Origin of the sequence: Methyloversatilis sp., assembly GCF_030696805.1 — a bacterium.
Classification (GTDB): Bacteria; Pseudomonadota; Gammaproteobacteria; order Burkholderiales; family Rhodocyclaceae; genus Methyloversatilis.
This window is the reverse complement of sequence record NZ_JAUYRO010000025.1, coordinates 32,682-50,640: the sequence shown is the minus strand read 5'-3', so window position 1 is coordinate 50,640 and position 17,959 is coordinate 32,682. Positions and strand designations below refer to the sequence as shown.

The window sequence follows — 17,959 nt, the reverse complement described above, 5'->3', positions numbered from 1 at the left end:
CTCAGAAGCGCCAGCGCAGGCTGGCGTAGCCATTGCGCTCGGACATCGGATAGTAAGTTTCCGAAAAGGCAATGGTCGAGTACACCTTGTCGAACACATTGTTGATGCCAGCCGCCAGTTGCGCACCACCGCCCAGATCGAGGCGCAGCGCAAGATCGAACACCGTGTAGGACGGCAGTTCGGCGAAGCTGCGATTGTCGAGGTCGTTGCCGTCGAAGCGTCGGCCGGCATGACGTGCTGCAACGATCCAGCGCAGCGACGGCGTCTGCAGCCATTCGGCGCGCGCATTCGCCGTCCAGCGCGGCACCAGCGGAATGTCGGCGTCGGTACCTTTGAAACGCGGCTGCACATAGCCGGCATTGGCAGCGAACAGCCACGCGGTCGACGGCTGCCAGCGCGTTTCCAGCTCAACGCCGGTGCGCTGGGTCGGCAGGTCGTAGTTGCGGTTCACGCTCGGCACGCCGGTGCTGTCGAAGTAGATTTCATCCTGATTGCGCAGTCGGAACAGCGTCAGCCCGAGTGACAGCCTGTCATCGGGCTGCAGGCGCATGCCGGCTTCGATCGTGCGTCCGCGCTGCGCGCGCAGATCGGACGACGCGAGCGCCAGTTCGTCGATGTTCGGGTTGCGGAAGTTGCGCGATACGCTGGCAAACGCCACCAGCGCTTTCACCGGCTGCCAGCTCACGCCCAGCTCCGCGGCATGGCTTTTCGTGCTCGACACGTAACGGCTGTCAGCTTCGAGGCCAGTGACGCAACTGCCCGGAATTTCCACCGGGATGAGGCCCAGGCCCGGAATGAACACGTTCTGGAACTGGCAGGTGCGCCGGTAGGTGGCTGCTTCGGTACGGCTTTTCGTGTCATCGCTGCGCCAGCCAGCGTTCAGGCGCAGCGCATCGGTCGCGCGGAACACCGTCTCGGCATACCAGGCCTGACCGTTCAGGTCGCCGGTACGCAGCCTGGACTGGTCGATCACGGTGCGGCCGGCGTCACGACGCAGGTAGTCGGACGACTGTGTGACGAAGCCGGCGCCGAACGAATGGACGCGGCCGAAGACGCTGTACTCGAGGTCGTAGCGCAGCTGCACGTCTCGCCGCGTTGATTCGATCGTGTATTGCTGATCGCTCAGCGGCAGTGCCGGATTGATACCGATCAGATACGGGTTGTCGCGCGTGCGGTGATCGGTCTGGAACTCGATCAGGCCGAAATCGCCCACATCGAAGCGCCACAGCGTGCCGAACTTGCGGTCGTCGGTACTGCCGCCGTCAAGCGGGGACGCGGTGCTCGAGCGACGCAGCGCAGCGCTGCCGGACAGGAAGCGTTCGCGCGACACCGGACCAGGCAACTTGTATTCATCGGTGTGGCGCGACACGCGAAGCAGCACGTCCATGAAGGACAGCGGGCCATCAGGCGTGATGCGCAGCTCGGCCGCCGTATCGCGCCGGCGCTGTTCGTCGTTGTCACGGTAGCCGTCGCCGTCGAGCCGACCGACATCGATGCGGCCGGACAGCGGCCCGGAACCGCCGGACGCGCTGAAGCGCAGTTCCTGCGTGTCATACGAAGAGGTGCGCGCCTCGAATTCACCTTTCAGCGGCCCGCTGCGCGGACGCCTTGTCAGCACATGGATGATGCCGCCGACCGCGCCGTCACCGTAGCGCACCGCCCCTCCGCCGCGCAGCACTTCGATGCGTTCGACCTGCGACAGCGCGACCGACGACAGATCGGCGCCGGAAAGATCCGATGCGTTCAGCCTGACCCCGTCGACCAGCACCAGCACATTGCTGACCGCCGTGGCGCCGAAGCCGCGCATGTCGACGGTGGCGCCCTTGTCGCGGCCGAAATAGCTCTGGATATTGAGGTTGGCTTCACGACCCAGCACCTCGGCCACGGTGCGTGACGGCGAACGCTCGATGTCTTCGGTGGTGATGATGGAGACGCTGTGAGGCACCATACGCAAGGTGTCGGCCGCCGACGGCGCACTGACGACGACTTCGTCCAGTTCGTGCAGGCGCTGCGCCGAGGCTTGTGCAAACGCCAGGCCCGGCAACACGGGCAACAACAGTAACAGGCAGAAGTAATGCATCAATACACCTCACCCGCACGCCGCTGAAGGCGTGCGGGTGACCCCCGGAATGGATCAGCCGCGACGGCGACGCGCGATTGCGCCGACCAGCGCAAGACCGGCCAGCAGCAACGCGGCCTGTTCGGGTTCCGGCACGGCGGTGACAGTCAGATTGTCGAGCGCGAAATAGGCCGGCGTGTTGATGCCGAATTCACCGCTGTCGCTCGACGCCAGCGCGAACTGCAGGCTGCTGACGCTGCCCAGTGCCGTCAGATCGACCCAGCGCCAGTCGGTCACCACGTAGTCCTGCGTGTTGTCGTCGAACCGGTAGTCGGCCAGCATGAAGTCGACGCTGCCGGTCGTCGCACCGCCGGCGTCCTTGCCGAGGATGGTCAGCTTCAAATAGTCGGGGTCATTGCCGCTGGCGCCGCCGAACTTTTTCGAGAAGAAGTCGCCGGTGAGCAGGGTAAGGCCGGTGAACGTCGTGTTGGTGAAGTACGCACCCTGCACGCTGACGGCCGACGCAAAGCTGACAGTCGGCGCGCCGAAGTTGGCGATCGCGTAATGACCCGATCCGTCGGCACCGCCGCCGGTGATCGCGCTGTGCTGATTGGTGTAGTTGCCGGTCGTCGTGTCGGTGCGGTTGGAATACACCCAGTCAACATGGCAGCAGCCGCCGCCGAAGTTTGTGAAAGTGTGATTGAACGTGGCCGCTCCGCTGGTGAAGGTGGTCGTCACTTGCGGGAAGAAGTGGCTTTCGGGCGCCAGCGGCAGGTCGTCGAAAGTGGCTACGGTGGTTGCGGCATAAGCGGCATGGCTGGCGGCCAGTGCGCCCAGCGCGAGCGTGATGAGTGTTTTTTTCATGTCGGAAATCTTTCGTGGTGAGCGGAGGCAGAATCAGCCGCGGCGGCGGGCGACCAGACCGAGCAGGCCGAGTGCGGCGCAGTACATCGCCCACTGCGACGGCTCGGGCACGGCCGGCAGTGCCGCGTAGTGGATGACGCCGACTGCGTCGAGGTCGAAGCCGCTGCTGCCGGTGGTCGGGTACGGGTCGTAGATGGGGTGCGGCCCGCCGTATTCGGCCGGGAAGCTGTCGAAGGTCGAACCATTGCCGACCACGTCGATCAGGCGCACGTACTGCACCTTGTTCACGTCCAGTCCGGCGACGCCGCTCAGCACCTCGAGATCGAACGGCGTGCCGAAACCGGCGCGGTACTTGCCGGCCAGACCGTCGATATTGGTCGGGTCAATCAGGCCGAAGCCGCCGACCGGGCTGGCCGTGAACGAGAAGTTCGGAAAGCGGAAGAAATCGGTACCGTTGGACGACACCTCGACGAACGCCAGTTCAAGGAAGGTGTCCATGAAGCCGTTTTCGAATACTGCAAAATCGGCGCCTGCGCCGTTCGTGATGTAGCCGTCGAAGGTGAGTGTGATGCTGCCGCCGTCGCCAAGCACGACGATGTCGGTCGCGCCGCCCTGGGCCACGCCCAGACCCTTTTGCGGCGTCTGCCACGTGGCGTCGACGTTGGGACCGGGCAGATAGTCGAGATAGCCGGTCGCCCACTGGACGAAAGCCGGGCTGTCCTTGCTGATGGCGGTCGAGCCGGCCTGACCGGCGGCCGGCGCAAATGGGCCGGCCTGGGCAGACCCGGCAAACGCCAGTCCGATAAGGGATGTGAGAAGAATGGTACGCATGCAGACCTCCTTGCAGCGCCGGCAGCACCCGCCGGCGAATTGCGGAAATCCGATGGTCTGAAGCAAAGGGGAAGCGACGCACGACCTGCGCGGAAAAGCGACCGGGCAAAGGAAATGCGCACCTCCGCCGCCCACCGCAGCCATCGGTCAAATGCGTCAGGCCGGTCTCCGGGCTCGCGAGGGAAATGCGCGACCCGCCTTCCCATGCGTCATGCACAGTGGCTGAATGGATCGCTACAACTCGCTTACCGTTGCGGGGGCAGCGCCGGGATTGCGACCTGATTGCAGGCACTCACCGGACTTCCCGTTTCACCCATCGCAGCGAACGCTGGTCAGGGCACCTGAAGCACGCGCAGGGTATCCGTCAGCCTCGCCTGTCGTCAATGACAATACCCGGTGCAGGATCAAAAAAAACCGGGGCACTCGGCCCCGGTCTTTCTTTATCGCACGATGTATCAAGCAGTTACCATCTTCGCCTGACCGCCGCCGTAGGACGACAGTCGGGTCGGCATTCCGCCCTTTTTCAACCGCACCGCGCAATACTTGAACTCCGGAATCTTGCCGAACGGGTCCAGCGCCGGATTGGTCAGCATATTGGCGGCTGCTTCGTAATACGCAAACGGGATGAACACGGCGCCGACCGGCACGTTGCCATCGACACGCGCGTACAGCGCGATCTTGCCGCGGCGTGATTCGACCGTGACGACCTCGCCCGGCCGCAGCTTCAGCTTCGCCATGTCGGCCGGGTTGATCGTGACCGTGGCGATCGGCTCGATGTTGTCGAGTACCGACGCCCGGCGCGTCATTGAACCGGTATGCCAGTGTTCAAGCTGGCGGCCGGTGATCAGCACCATCGGGAAGTCGGCGTCCGGCTTCTCGTTGGCGCTGATCAGTTTGGCCGGCACCAGCTTGGCGCGACCGGACTGGGTCGGGAAGCGCTCGATGAACACCACCTCGTCGCCCGGGTCGCCCTCGTTTTCGCACGGATAGGTAACCGAGTGCTCGGCTTCCAGCCGCTCCCACGTGATGCCGGCGATCGAATGCATCGCCTTGCGCATTTCGTTGAACACGTCCTTCGCGCCGTCGTAATGCCAGTCCAGCCCCATGCCGTTGGCCATCTGCTGGATGATCCACAGGTCCTGTCGCGCATCGCCCGGCGGATTGATCGCCTGACGACCCAGTTGCACCTGACGGTCGGTATTGGTGAAGGTGCCGGTCTTCTCCGGGAAGGCCGACGCTGGCAGCACGACATCCGCGAAGTAGGCGGTTTCGGTCAGGAAGATGTCCTGCACGACCAGGCAATCGAGCTTGGCCAGCGCATCGCGGGCGTGCTCGACATCCGGATCGGACATGGCCGGATTTTCGCCCATGATGTAGCAGCCATTGAGCTTGCCGGCATGGATGGCGTCCATGATTTCAACCACGGTCAGACCGGGGTTGGCATCGAGACGGCTGCCCCACAGTTCTTCGAACTTGTCGCGGATGGTCTTGTTGCCGACCGCCTGGTAGTCCGGGAACACCATCGGTATCAGGCCGGCGTCGGAGGCACCCTGCACATTGTTCTGGCCGCGCAGCGGATGCAGGCCGGTGCCGCGTCGACCGATCTGGCCGGTCATCATGACCATCGAAATCAGGCAGCGTGCATTGTCGGTGCCATGAACATGCTGCGACACGCCCATGCCCCACAGGATCATCGACGCCTTCGAGGTCGCGAACATGCGTGCCACCTCGCGCAGCGTTTCGGCCGGAATGCCGCAGATCTTGGCCATGCGCTCCGGACTGAAATCGGCGACGTTCTTCTTCAGCGCATCGAAACCCGAAGTGCGGTCGCGCACGAACGCCTCGTCGACCAGACCTTCTTCGATGATGACGTGCATCATCGCGTTCAGCATGGCCACGTCGGTGTCCGGCTTGAACTGCAGGAAGTGCGTGGCGTAGCGCTGCAGGTCGTTGCGGCGCGGATCGCACACGATGAGGCGCGCACCCTGCCTGACCGCGTTCTTGATCCAGGTCGCGCCCACCGGGTGATTGACCAGCGGATTGGCGCCGATCAGGAAGATCACGTCCGAGTGCAGCACATCGCGTACCGGGTTCGACACTGCGCCCGAACCGACCGCTTCCAGCAGCGCCGCAACCGACGAGGCATGGCACAGGCGTGTGCAGTGATCGACGTTGTTGGTACCAAAGCCGGTGCGGATCAGCTTCTGGAACAGGTAGGCCTCTTCGTTCGAGCCCTTGGCTGAACCGAAACCGGCCAGAGCGTTCGGCCCCTTGGTGTCGCGGATGGTGCGCAGCCGGCTGGTTGCGTACTCGATCGCTTCTTCCCAGCTGGCTTCGCGGAAGGCCGACAGCGGATTGCCCGGATCGACGACGAAATTCTTGTGCTTCGGTGCATCGGCACGGCGGATCAGCGGCTTCGTGAGACGCTGCGGGTGACGCGCGTAGTCGAAACCGAAGCGGCCCTTGACGCACAGGCGCTCTTCGTTGGCCGGACCGTCGCGGCCGCTCACCATCAGTACGCGGTCGTCCTTGACGTGATAAGTCAGCTGGCAGCCAACGCCGCAGTACGGACAGACGGAATCGACGGTCTTGTCCATCTTCACCATGCCGACGCCACCGGCCGGCATCAGCGCGCCGGTCGGGCAGGCCTGCACGCATTCGCCGCACGCCACGCAGGTCGACGCGCCCATCGGGTCGTCCTGATCGAACACGATCTTCGACGCCGAACCGCGGAAGGCATAGCCGATCACGTCATTGCCCTGCTCTTCGCGACAGGCGCGCACGCACCGGTTGCACTGGATGCAGGCGTCGAGGTTCACGCTCATCGCCGGATGCGACTGGTCGCATGCCGGCTGATCGCGGCCTTCGAAGCGCGAGCCGGTCACGCCGAGCTTCTCTGCCCAGTGCGCCAGTTCGGAATCGGGTGTGTAGGTCTGGTCCGGCATGTCCGACAGCAGCAGCTCAACCACCATCTTCTGCGCCTTCACGGCGCGCTCCGACTCGGCCTTCACGTTCATGCCGGGCGTCGGTGCGCGGCAGCAGCTTGGCGCAAGCACGCGTTCGCCGTCTATCTCGACCACGCAGGCGCGGCAGTTGCCGTCCGGACGGTAGCCGTCCTTGTAGCAGAGGTGCGGAATGTCCACGCCCTGACGGGCCGCCGCCTGCAGGATGGTTTCGCCGACACGGGCCGTCATCGACTGGCCGTCGAGCGTGAATTCGATCGATTGCGCGATCACCGAAGCATCAATGGGTGCATTCATTTGGATTGCCGTCCCTTCACTTGATTTCGTCAGGGAAATACTTGATGACGCAGCGCACCGGATTCGGTGCCGCCTGCCCGAGGCCGCAGATCGACGCGTCCACCATGGTCTGTGACAGCTCTTCGACCAGATCGGTGTCCCACACCGGGGCTTCCATCAGCGTGTTCATCTTGGCCGTGCCGACGCGGCAGGGCGTGCACTGCCCGCACGACTCGTGTTCGAAGAAATGCATCATGTTGCGCGCCGCATCGGTCGCGCGGTCATGGTCGGACAGGATGATCACCGCTGCCGAGCCGATGAAGCAGCCGTAGGGCTGCAGGGTGTCGAAGTCGAGCGGGATGTCGCCCAGACTGGCTGGCAGGATGCCGCCGGACGCGCCCCCGGGCAGATAGCCGTAGAAGGCATGGCCGGCTTGCATGCCGCCACAGTATTCATCGATCAGTTCGCGCACCGAAATGCCGGCCGGTGCCAGATGCACGCCCGGCTTCTTCACGCGACCCGACACCGAGAACGAACGCAGCCCCTTGCGACCGTTGCGCCCCTGACCGGCGAACCAGTCCGCGCCCTTCTCCACGATGTCGCGGATCCAGAACACGGTTTCCATATTGTGTTCCAGCGTCGGATGACCGAACAGGCCGACCTGGGCGACATACGGCGGGCGCAGGCGCGGCATGCCGCGCTTGCCTTCGATCGATTCGATCATCGCCGACTCTTCACCGCAGATGTAGGCGCCCGCGCCGCGGCGCAGGTGGATTGGCGGCAGCGCACAGGGCGGAGCGGCCAACAGCTTCTTCAGTTCCTTCTGCAGGATGTCGCGCACATGCGCGTACTCGTCGCGCAGATAGACATACACCTCGCCGATGCCGACACAGTAGGCGGCGATCAGCATGCCTTCGAGGAAGCGGTGCGGATCGCGTTCGAGGTACCAGCGGTCCTTGAAGGTGCCGGGTTCGCCCTCGTCGATATTGATTGCCATCAGACGCGGCGCCGCCTCGGCACGCACGATGCGCCATTTGCGGCCGGCCGGGAATCCGGCGCCGCCCAGACCGCGCAGGCCGGAATGTTCCATCGCCTGAATGACCGACTCGACATCGCGACGACCTTCGACCAGATCGCGGAACAACTGGTAGCCACCGGCTTTGAGGTAAGCCTTGTAGCCGACGTAACGGGGCAGCGGATGCGTCGATTCATTCGCCTTCACGGCGGCCTTCACGTCCGCTTCGGTGGCGCCGCCCAGCGCGTTCTGACCGACTACGACGACCGGTGCCTGTTCGCAGCGGCCGACACAGGGTGCCGGAATGACGCGCACCCTGGTGCCCAGGATGCCCGGCAGCTTCTTCAGCAGATCGTCCGCTCCGGCCATCTTGCAGGACAGCGTGTCGCACACGCGCACGGTCAGTTCGGCCGGCGCGCCCTCGCCTTCGCGCAGCACGTCGAAGTGGTGATAGAACGTCGCCACCTCGTATACCTCGGCCTGCGACATCTTCAGTTCGGCCGCCAGTGCGGCGAGATGGCGCGCGTGCACCGCGCGGTAGGTGTCCTGCAACAGGTGCAGGCATTCGATCAGCAGATCCGGACGGCGCGGCATGCGACCGAGCAGCGCCTGCACTTCTTCGACGGCAACCGGATCAAGCGGGCGCCCCTTGGGCGTGGGCTTGACCATGCGACGCATCTGCTCAAGCGGTATGGAAAACGGTTCCGACATGTAGGCTCATCCTCATCGATCAATCTTGTTGTGTGGGGCACGGCTGCGGGCCGTGTCCTGATCCACGCCTGACTTCACTGCGGGCCGAAGGCACGGGCCTCCCGGTGCAGATAGGCGAAATGCACGTTGCGGCGGTGCCACAGGGCGTAGCCATACCAATCGCGGAATTCCGCCAGTTCGACCTGATCCAGCGCTTCTTCGAGCGTTGCGCCGCCTGCGAACAGCGCATCCACGCGCTCGACCAGTTGCTGCAAATAACGGCGCGGCGCTTCGAGAACTTCACGTCCGCCCGGCGCGCCATGCGCGGGCACCACCTGTCGCGCGCCCAGTGCGATCAGCGCATCAAGGGCGGCGACCCAGCCGGTTTCACTCGCGTTGTACAGATCGGGCAGATAGTGCGTCGCCGCCAGCTCGCCCGCGAACAGCGTTCCGCTTGCCTCGTCCAGCAGCGCGGTTGCGCCGGGCTGGAAGGTGTGTCCGTAGTGCAGCAATGTCAGCCTGCGGGAGACGCCGGTCAGCCGGCCTGAATGTTCGAAGGTCACGCTTGCGGGGGTGGGTTCGGTACCTGACATCATATTTTCGCCCAGTGCCGCCGTCAGGCGCTCGACACACGTATGGCAACTGGCCCGGATGAAGCGGTCTGTTTCAATATGCGCTGTAACCGGCACACCCCGTGACACAAACGCGCGGTTGCCCAGCACATGGTCGCCACCACCATAAAGATTGACCGCCGCGATCACAGGTTTGCCCAGTTCGCGTTCGACGAAGGCGAGCAGGTGCTGCGCAAAGCGCTGGCTGGTGCCGGTGCCCACAACGACAAGACCGCGTACATCGACCAGCACGCCGATGTGGGTCACGAAACCGGCGTTTTCCGGACTCACTTCGGACGAGGTCGGACGCAGCACGTAGACGCCTTCGGCCAGCGGCGTCAGGCGCAGCTCAGGCAGTTGCTGCGCGAGCGCGGGCGCTGCGCTGAACAGACTTCCCGCGAAAATCACGATGACGGCGCAAAGCCATCGGGAAACAATCCTGTGCAACTCGGGCGGCAAAACGGCGGTCTGCGTTGATGTGCTAGCCTTTTTGTCGATGCCAGCCAGCGAGTCCCTGCGGTTCATCAATAACAAATGAGGAGATCCGGTTTGAAATTTCATCGCTTCCACGTGACGATCGCTGCGCTCGGCGCGCTGCTGATGGGTGGCCCCGCTACGGCGGCCAACGAATACCCGACCAGTTCGCGTGTCGAATTTGCGCTCGAATGCCTTCAGGCTTACGGCACCAACCACGAGTACATCTACAAGTGTTCATGCCTGATCGACGAAATCGCGACCAAGCTGACGCATGACGAGTACGTCGAGCTGTCGAGCTTCAGCCGCACCCAGTCGATGAGTGGCGAACGCGGCGGCGTGTTCCGCGGCACCGATGAAACAAAAGGCGCGGTCAAGAAGTACCTGGACGTCGTTGCAGAATCAAAGAAGCGCTGCTTCATCAAGTAATTGAAAGCACGCGACACAACAGTGCGGCTTGCGCCGCACTGCTCAAGACCCTCGCAACCCCGGCTTGATCGCCACTGAAGTTTCGAAGCGCAGGTCCTTGGAATCGACCACCACCGCCTTCAGTACGCCCTCCTTCGCCGGCAGCACGTAGAACCTGAAGTTCGGATTTTCGCTGATCGAAAAATCGACCTCCGCGGTCATGACCGGTTCTCCGCCGAAGGTGACCTCGACGCGGCGCACGAAATGCGGCGGTACGAACAGCCGGGTCATCTGGTCCATTGCCAGCCCGGAGCTGTTTGGGTGGCTTATCATCAATTGCGCAACGCTGGGCTGGCCTGCTGCGGCCTCTTCGACCTTGAATTTCATCTTGCCCAGCCGCGCCAGCGCCTCCTCCATGTCCTTGCCGGCAGGCGCCGAACAGCCGCCCGAGGCCTTCACGAAGCGACGCGCGACATAAACCTTTCCGTCGCTCGTTTCAGCGATGGCGCGTACCCAGCTGTAGGCCTCGATGCGCACCCGGGTTTCGATGTCGGCCCGGCCGGCAAGCGGCGTGAAGGTGAAGGTGCCACCTATCGGTGACGGGTTCTCGTCGATCACCAGATGCACCTTGCTGACGTAGACACCACCCGGCAGCTGTTTAGTGCGCACGGAGACCGGAACCACGGCCGCGTCTTCGGCACGCACCGGCGCTTCGATCTCCAGTACGGAACCGGTCGCATCCTCGATCACCGGGCGGTCGCCGACCAGCAGCGTGCGCACCTTGCCCCAGATCGGCGTATCCGAGCCGTCGTCAGCCGCCTGCGCCCCCGGCAGCAGCAGGATCATGCAGGCCGCCAGTGCCGCCGGCAATCCGTTGTTGAATTTCATCGTCTTCTCCTCGTGGTCATTCTGCAGCAGACCGCTTGCTGACAGTAATGCTGACATGCGCCATCCATCATTCTTCCCATTCGAGTTCGGCAAACGCGGACGTCACGTTGCGCCGGTGGAACAGATCGACCAGCGCCCAGCCTGTTGCCTCACCCGGTGCGACTTCGCCCACCGCCTGCGAAAGTGTCTTTCCGGCTTTCAACGCTGCACGGGTTTGATCGACCAGCCCCTGCAGGTAGTTCCCCTGCTTCGCAAAAGCTTCGCGCCACGCACTGCCGGCGTCGCCATGACCTGGCACTACGCGCTGCACGTCCATCGCCGCCAGGGCGGCACCCACCTTGATCCAGCCAAGTATCTTGCCGTCCACCACCGGCAGGTGTTCGACGAACAGCAGATCGCCGGCAAACAGCGTGCCGGTTGCCTCGTCCAGTACGGTGAGATCGTTGTCCGTATGCGCAGTTGGCCAGGCCCGCAGCTTCAGCGTCCGCCCGCCCAGATCGAGTTCGTCCACGTCCGCCACGGTGCGCGAGGGCGGCACCGGCTGGAGCCCTTTGCCGGCTTCCCCCATCAGACGTTCGGCTGCTGCCAGATAATGGCTGCTGCGCGCCGCCAGCGCGGCAGGCAGCCGGGCATGGCCGACGAACACCGGCTTGTCGTCAATGAACGCCTGATTGCCCAGAATGTGGTCCGGATGTACGTGGGTGTTGATCACGTAGCACACGGGCAGGTCGGTCTTGCTGCGGATGCTGGCGCGCAGCGCAGCGCCAACAGCTGGCGAGCCGCCGGTATCGATAACCGCCACGCAGCGGCTGCCGACGATGAAGCCGAGGTTGGATATCGCACCCAGATTCCGCGCATCCTGCTCGGCGATATCGCCGTGGAACAGGAAGACACCGGGCGCCGCCTGCCGGACCTCAAGCGCCTCCAGCGCCTGTACGCCAGCCGCTGCGATCGTCAGCACCATACCCATCAAAATGTGGATGCATGAGAGTCGCCAGCCGGGGCTTCGTTTGCGCACAACAGCGTGCATCGTTAGCATTCGGTGTTGATCAGCTGCCCAGAATAACAAATCAGGATGCGGTGCCTCACCCCTCCGTTCTACTTGCTGCTTCCCTGTATCGTCCTCAGCGCATGTGCGGTGCAACAGGTGCCGCCCGCACCGCTCGATCCGCAGGCACTGCAGACGGCCTTCCTTGGCCGTTCGCTGGCCGATGAAGCCACGCGCGCATTTCTTGAGCAGCGCAGCATGAATGTATCGACCTGGCCGCCGGAACGCTGGGCACCCGAGCAGCTTGTGCTGGCGGCGCTGCTGCAGCACCCTGCCGCAGCGCAGGCGCGCGCTCGTGCTTCCCTGGCCCGCGCCCAGTTGCAGACCGCTGGCCTCACGCCGCGCACCGTTCTGGCACCGGAGACCGAACGCACCAACGAACGCGACCCCGGGCAGTCGGCGTGGAGTGTCGGCCTCGCACTGGACCTCGCGCTGACCGGCGAATCGGTACGTGAAGCCCGCATCGAGCGCGCCCGCCTGCTGGCCGACGCGGCACTGCTCGACGAGGCCGATGCTGCATGGGTCGTCCGCAGCAGCGCCCAGCGCGCACTGATCGAACTGTGGTCGGCCAATGCCGAGCTCGCGCTGCTCGATCGTCTGGTCGTCAACACGCTGGAAGCCCAGGCGGTGATGCAGAAGCGCTACGACCTGGGCGCTGCCGATGCGCTCGAACTGACGCAGACCCGCACCGCCGCGGCACAGGCCGAATCGCGCTATGTATTGGCCGAACAGCGGCAGATCCGCGCGCGCGGCGATCTTGCGCAGGCGCTCGCCTTGCCGCTGTCTGCACTCGACGCACTGCGCATCGATTTCACCGCCTTTGACACGCCGGCCGCGGTGCCGGCGATGGGGGCGCTGCGGGCGAACGCCACGCTCGACCGCATCGATCTGCGCCGTGCGCTGGCACTGCACGACGCAGCCGAAGCGGCGCTGACGGTTGAACTGCGCGCGCAGTACCCGGAGATCCGCATCAGGCCCGGTCTGCTGTGGGACCAGGGCGCCACCGTCTGGAGTCTGGGTGCTGCATTGCCGCTGTTTGCGGCGCAACGTCAGGCCGGACCGATCGCCGAAGCGGTCGCGCGGCGCGACATGGCTGCGCAGGATTTCCTCGCGCTGCAGTCGCAGGCGCTGGTGGCGCTCGACCACGCGCGCTCCCGCGTCAGGGCGGCCGAACTGGACATCGACGGCGCCGAAGCCGAGCACGACGAAGCCCGTCTGCAAGCCACGCGCACCGAACAACGCTACGCACGCGGCGATGCCGATCGGCTGGATCGCCTGCTGGCCCGCGTGCGCGTGATCGAAGCCGACATCCGGGTGCTGTATGCCCGCCAGCGAACCCTCGCATCGCGCCTGGCACTCGAAGATGCGGTGCAGCGCCCGCTGTCTGCAATGACGAGCCCCACGGAGACCACACCATGAACCGCATCACTCCCCAGCAACTGCTGTTTGCGATGGGCCTGCTGCTGATCGCACTGGTTTGGGCAGTGGTCTATTACGCCCGCGACGAGTGGAAGCTGTACGGCGAACAACCGGACGACGATATCGAAGTGCCATCACTGGTCGAGCGGAATCCCGACGGCCTGACCAGCGTGCGCCTGACTGCCGCCGCCCAGACGGCGAGCGGCATCGAACTTGGCCAACCGCTCGCGGTGCGGGCCGGCACCGAACACGAGGCGCAGGCGGCCGTGCTTGACCTGGAGCCACTGTTCGCGCTGCGTGGCCTGCTGCATGAAGCGCGCGCCGACATCGCACGGCTTGCGGCTCAGCTTGCCCGCGCCGAAACCGAGCGTGATCGCGTTCAGGCGCTGTTCAGCGATGACCGCAATGTATCGGAGCGCACGCTGCAGACGGCGCGCAGCCAGGTCGAACAGGATCGTGCCGCGCTGGCCGCTGCGCGCGCCCGTGCCGACGGCCTGCATGCGCGGCTGGTTCACGGCTGGGGCCCGCTGGCCGGATCGGCGACGGGCGAGGCGCCCGATGAACTGGAGCGGCTGGCCGACCGGCGCAATTCGCTGGTCGCCGTCGCGCTGCGCGGTTCCGGTGAGGCGCCGCCGCTGATGCTGCTGCGCCTGCCGGATGGCAACGACGCCATCGAGGCGCGCCGCATCGGCCCTGCACCGCGCAGCCTCGCCCAGGCGGCCGGAGAGACCTGGCTGTACAAGTCCGAGCGCGTACTGCCGACCGGTACCCGCCTCGCGGCACGCGGCGTGACCGGCGAAACCATGCTGTCGCTGGTGCCCAACAGCGCCGTCGTCTGGTACGCCGGCCTGCCCTGGGTGTATGTGCGCGACGATGACGAACCGGAGGAATTCACCCGCCAGGCGCTGCCCGCCGACTCGCAGCGGCCTGATGGCTGGCTCGCACCGAAGCTGGAGGATGACGCCCGCGTGGTGACGCGCGGCGCGCAGCTGCTGTTGTCGGAAGAGCTCAAGCACACGCTGGCGGACGAAAACGATGACTGATCGGGCGCTTTCGCTGCCGGGCCGCGGCCGCATGTTGGGGTTCGCTGGCTCACCCCAACCTACGACAGCACCGCGACACCGCACGTCCGCAGCACGCCTGCTTCCCTCAGCTCCGTGTCACCACCTTCCCGCAGGTTGGGGTGAGCGCAGCGATGCCCAAAACCGCCCCCAAGCCACCCTGCCCCCCCTAACGGAGGCAGCCTGTCCCATGGGCCGCTCCCGATGATCGAAGCCATCGTCCGCTTTTCCGTGCGCCGGCCAGGCATCGTGCTGGCACTGTCGCTGGTGCTCGTGCTCTACGCAATCAGCCGCATGTTCGACGCCCGCCTCGACGTGTTTCCCGAATTCGCACCGGCGCAGGTCGTGATCCAGACCGAAGCCCCAGGCCTGCCGGCCGACCTGGTGGAAACGCGGGTCACGACGCCGATCGAATCGGCAGTATCCGGCACGCGCGGCATCAAGGAACTGCGCTCGCAGTCGATTCCCGGCCTGTCGGTCATCACGGTCATCTTCGAAGAAAAGTCCGACCTGTTCCGCAATCGTCAGCTGGTGTCGGAACGGCTCGGCACGCTGGGATCGCTGTTGCCAGCCGGTGTAACGCCGGTCATCACGCCACTGACCTCGTCGGCCAGCACCCTGCTCGGCATCGGCATCACGTCGGCACAGCGCTCGCAGATGGACATGCGCTACCTGGTCGATTCGGTGGTGCGGCCGCATCTGCTGGCGGTGCCGGGTGTGGCGGACGTGAATGTGTTCGGTGGCGAAGTGAAGCAGTGGCAGATCCAGCTCGACCCGGCACGGCTGCGTACGCTGGGGGTGACCTTTGCCGACGTCGAACTGGCGGCGCGCGGCGCCGCTTCGGTCGCCGGCGCAGGTTTCGTCGAGAACGACAACCAGCGCCTGCTGATCGCGATCGACGCCACGCCTTCGTCCGCGCGCAGTCTGGAACAGCTGACCGTCACACTTCCTGATGGGCGCTCGCTCGCGCTCGGCGACGTCGGCCGTGTGCGCGAAGCACCAGGCCCGGCGATCAGCGCGGCGCAGATCAACGGCACGCCCGGCGTATTCATGATGGTGCAGGGACAGCTCGGCGCCGACACGCTCGGCGTCACGCTCGAACTGGAAAAATCGCTGGCCGAGCTGGCACCGCTGTTCGAGCGCGAACAGGTCACGCTGCACCCGGCGCTGTTCCGGCCCGCCAATTTCATCCAGACGGCGCTGGGTAATGTACGGGCCGACGTGATGATCGGCGCCACGCTGGTGGTGATCGTGCTGTTCGTGTTCCTGTACAACCTGCGCACCGCGTTCATTTCAGCCGTCGCCATTCCGCTGTCGCTGCTGGCGGCGGTACTGGTCATGCTGGAAGCGGGCGCCAGCCTGAACATCATGGTGCTGGGCGGGCTGGCGATCGCCCTCGGCGAGGTGGTGGACGACGCCATCATCGACTGCGAAAACATCTATCGACGGCTGCGCGAAAACCGTCACCTCGGTTCTCCGGTGGCCGCCTGGAAGGTGGTGCTCGATGCGTCGATGGAGGTGCGCAGCTCGGTGGTGTACGCCACCTTCATCGTGGCGCTGGTGTTCGTGCCGCTGCTCACCCTGTCCGGCGTCGCCGGCAAGCTGTTCGCGCCGCTCGGTCTGGCCTACATCCTGGCCATCCTCGCGTCGCTGGTGGTGGCGCTGACGGTCACACCCGCGATGAGCTTCCTGATGCTCGGCAACCGCGAACTGCCTGATGAGGATCCGCCGCTGGTGCGCTGGCTGCGCCCGCGCTATGAGCGGACGCTGCGCGCCATCGAACGCCGGCCGCACGGGCTGATCGCCGGCGTCATGCTGGCGCTGGCCGGCGGGCTGGGCGTACTGCCGCTGTTCGGCGGCGAATTCATTCCTCCACTGCGCGAAGGTCACTACATCGTGCATCTGTCGACCATTCCGGGCACCGCGCCGGGCGAGGTGCTGCGCGTCGGCCAGCGGGTGACCGAAAAGATCCTGCAGATCGACGGCGTGAAGTCGGTGGCGCAGTGGGTCGGGCGGGCGCAGAACGGGTTCGACCCCTTCGGCCCGCACTACAGCGAGGTCGAGATCGAAATCGGTCCGCTCGACGGTGCGACACAGGAACGCATCCTCGCCGACATCCGGCGCACGGTGACCGGCGATGACGGCGACGACGATCGCTCGGACGAAGAAGCCGCTGAATCGGTCGGATTCCCCGGCCTGGCGTTCTCCGTCAACACCTTCCTGACCGAACGCATCGGCGAGACCGAATCGGGTTTTCCGGCGACGCTGGTGGTGCAGGTGTTCGGCACCAATCTCGACCGGCTGGATGCCGACGCCAGCGCCGTTGCGCGAGCGCTGGCGAAGGTGAAGGGCGCGACCGATGTGCAGGTGCTGGCGCCGCCCGGCACGCCGGAAATCATCGTCCGGCCGCGCCTGGACAAGCTCGCAGTGTGGCGACTGACGCCCGAAGACGTGCTGTCGGCGACCAGCACCGCCTTTGCCGGGCGCAAGGTGAGCGAGGTGTATCGCGGTACGCTGGCGACTCCGCTGGTTGTGACGCTGGATCCGGACCACCGCCGCTCGCCGAATGAAATCGGGCGGCTGCCGCTGCGCACGCCTGACGGCCGGCTGGTCGAACTGCGCGACGTAGCCGACATCAGCGTCGAGAATGGTCGCTACAAAATCCTGCACTCGGGTGGCAAGCGGGTGCAGACCATCACCGCAAATCTGGCCAGCGGCCACGATCTGGGCGCGTTCAGCGAGGCCGTCGAGCGTACCTTGCGCGACGACGTGAAACTCAACGCAGGCAGTTACTACACGGTGACCGGTGCTGCCGAAGCACAGGCACAGGCGCGACGTGAGCTGGTCACGCATTCGGCGCTGGCCGCGGCGGCCATTGCCATCCTGTTGATGCTGGCATTTTCGAGCTCGCGCAACCTGGTGATCACCTTCGTGAACCTGCCGTTTGCGCTGATCGGCGGCGTGCTGGCTGCGCTGGCCGGCGGCGGCTGGCTGTCACTCGGTTCGGTGGTCGGCTTCGTCACGCTGTTCGGCATCACGCTGCGCAACTCGATCATGCTGGTGTCGCACTTCCAGCACCTGGTGGAGCGCGAGGGGCATCCGTGGAACCTCGACACCGCCATCCTGGGCGCCTCGCAGCGTCTGCCGTCCATCCTGATGACGGCGCTGGTGACCGGCCTCGGCCTGATGCCGCTGGTACTCGGCTCGGGCGAACCCGGTCGGGAGATCGAAGGACCGATGGCCGCCATCATCGTCGGCGGCCTGACGACCTCGACGATACTGAATCTGCTGGTACTGCCGACGCTGTTGCTGCACTACGGCCGCTTCGCCAAAGCCCCCCAGGACGGCTGAA

12 protein-coding genes and 1 riboswitch are annotated in these 17,959 nt (G+C 65.3%); of the genes, 4 read left to right on the top strand and 8 right to left on the bottom strand.

All coding sequences use genetic code 11. From position 1 onward, the window contains the following. Nucleotide 1: 1 nt before the first annotated feature. From Q8R75_RS03185 to Q8R75_RS03160, 6 genes are all read right to left on the bottom strand, one after another. Nucleotides 2-2,080: a TonB-dependent receptor gene (locus tag Q8R75_RS03185; RefSeq protein WP_305626126.1), complete on the bottom strand. Its 2,079-nt coding sequence runs from the start codon at nucleotides 2,078-2,080 to the stop codon at nucleotides 2-4. 54 nt (nucleotides 2,081-2,134) lie between these two features. After that, nucleotides 2,135-2,923, bottom strand: coding sequence for a DUF4465 domain-containing protein (locus Q8R75_RS03180; protein ID WP_305612022.1), 789 nt, complete (start codon nucleotides 2,921-2,923; stop codon nucleotides 2,135-2,137). A 33-nt stretch (nucleotides 2,924-2,956) separates the two neighbouring features. Beyond that, complete coding sequence (locus Q8R75_RS03175) at nucleotides 2,957-3,754, bottom strand: PEP-CTERM sorting domain-containing protein (RefSeq protein ID WP_305612020.1); 798 nt, start codon at nucleotides 3,752-3,754, stop codon at nucleotides 2,957-2,959. 141 nt (nucleotides 3,755-3,895) lie between these two features. Then, nucleotides 3,896-4,114: riboswitch (cobalamin riboswitch) on the bottom strand. A 95-nt stretch (nucleotides 4,115-4,209) separates the two neighbouring features. Then, on the bottom strand, nucleotides 4,210-7,014 hold the full coding sequence (gene fdhF / locus Q8R75_RS03170) for a formate dehydrogenase subunit alpha (protein WP_305626127.1): 2,805 nt from the start codon (nucleotides 7,012-7,014) through the stop codon (nucleotides 4,210-4,212). Between the two features lie 16 nt (nucleotides 7,015-7,030). Then, a complete protein-coding gene (locus Q8R75_RS03165) occupies nucleotides 7,031-8,719 on the bottom strand; it encodes an NAD(P)H-dependent oxidoreductase subunit E (RefSeq protein ID WP_305626128.1) in 1,689 nt (562 codons plus the stop codon). A gap of 74 nt (nucleotides 8,720-8,793) precedes the next feature. Continuing rightward, the gene (locus Q8R75_RS03160; RefSeq protein WP_305613562.1) at nucleotides 8,794-9,717 is read right to left on the bottom strand and encodes an MBL fold metallo-hydrolase; all 924 of its coding nucleotides are present in this window, start codon (nucleotides 9,715-9,717) and stop codon (nucleotides 8,794-8,796) included. A 141-nt stretch (nucleotides 9,718-9,858) separates the two neighbouring features. Between Q8R75_RS03160 and Q8R75_RS03155 the strand changes: the two genes are divergently transcribed. Beyond that, the gene (locus tag Q8R75_RS03155; protein ID WP_305613561.1) at nucleotides 9,859-10,212 is read left to right on the top strand and encodes a hypothetical protein; all 354 of its coding nucleotides are present in this window, start codon (nucleotides 9,859-9,861) and stop codon (nucleotides 10,210-10,212) included. Nucleotides 10,213-10,254: 42 nt separating this feature from the next. On the opposite strand, the gene Q8R75_RS03150 is transcribed toward Q8R75_RS03155, so the two are convergent. Continuing rightward, nucleotides 10,255-11,136, bottom strand: coding sequence for a quinoprotein dehydrogenase-associated SoxYZ-like carrier (locus Q8R75_RS03150; protein WP_305613560.1), 882 nt, complete (start codon nucleotides 11,134-11,136; stop codon nucleotides 10,255-10,257). Between the two features lie 10 nt (nucleotides 11,137-11,146). Beyond that, nucleotides 11,147-12,049, bottom strand: a complete 903-nt coding sequence (locus Q8R75_RS03145; protein ID WP_305613559.1) for a quinoprotein relay system zinc metallohydrolase 2 — start codon at nucleotides 12,047-12,049, stop codon at nucleotides 11,147-11,149. 177 nt (nucleotides 12,050-12,226) lie between these two features. On the opposite strand from Q8R75_RS03145, the gene Q8R75_RS03140 reads away from it, so the two are divergent. From Q8R75_RS03140 to Q8R75_RS03130, 3 genes are all read left to right on the top strand, one after another. Beyond that, complete coding sequence (locus tag Q8R75_RS03140) at nucleotides 12,227-13,546, top strand: TolC family protein (RefSeq protein WP_305613558.1); 1,320 nt, start codon at nucleotides 12,227-12,229, stop codon at nucleotides 13,544-13,546. Then, entirely contained in the window at nucleotides 13,543-14,589 is a 1,047-nt protein-coding gene (locus Q8R75_RS03135) for a hypothetical protein (protein ID WP_305613557.1), read from the top strand. Before Q8R75_RS03140 ends, Q8R75_RS03135 begins: the two co-directional genes overlap by 4 nt. A gap of 222 nt (nucleotides 14,590-14,811) precedes the next feature. Beyond that, the gene (locus Q8R75_RS03130; RefSeq protein ID WP_305614702.1) at nucleotides 14,812-17,958 is read left to right on the top strand and encodes an efflux RND transporter permease subunit; all 3,147 of its coding nucleotides are present in this window, start codon (nucleotides 14,812-14,814) and stop codon (nucleotides 17,956-17,958) included. Nucleotide 17,959: the final 1 nt, after the last annotated feature.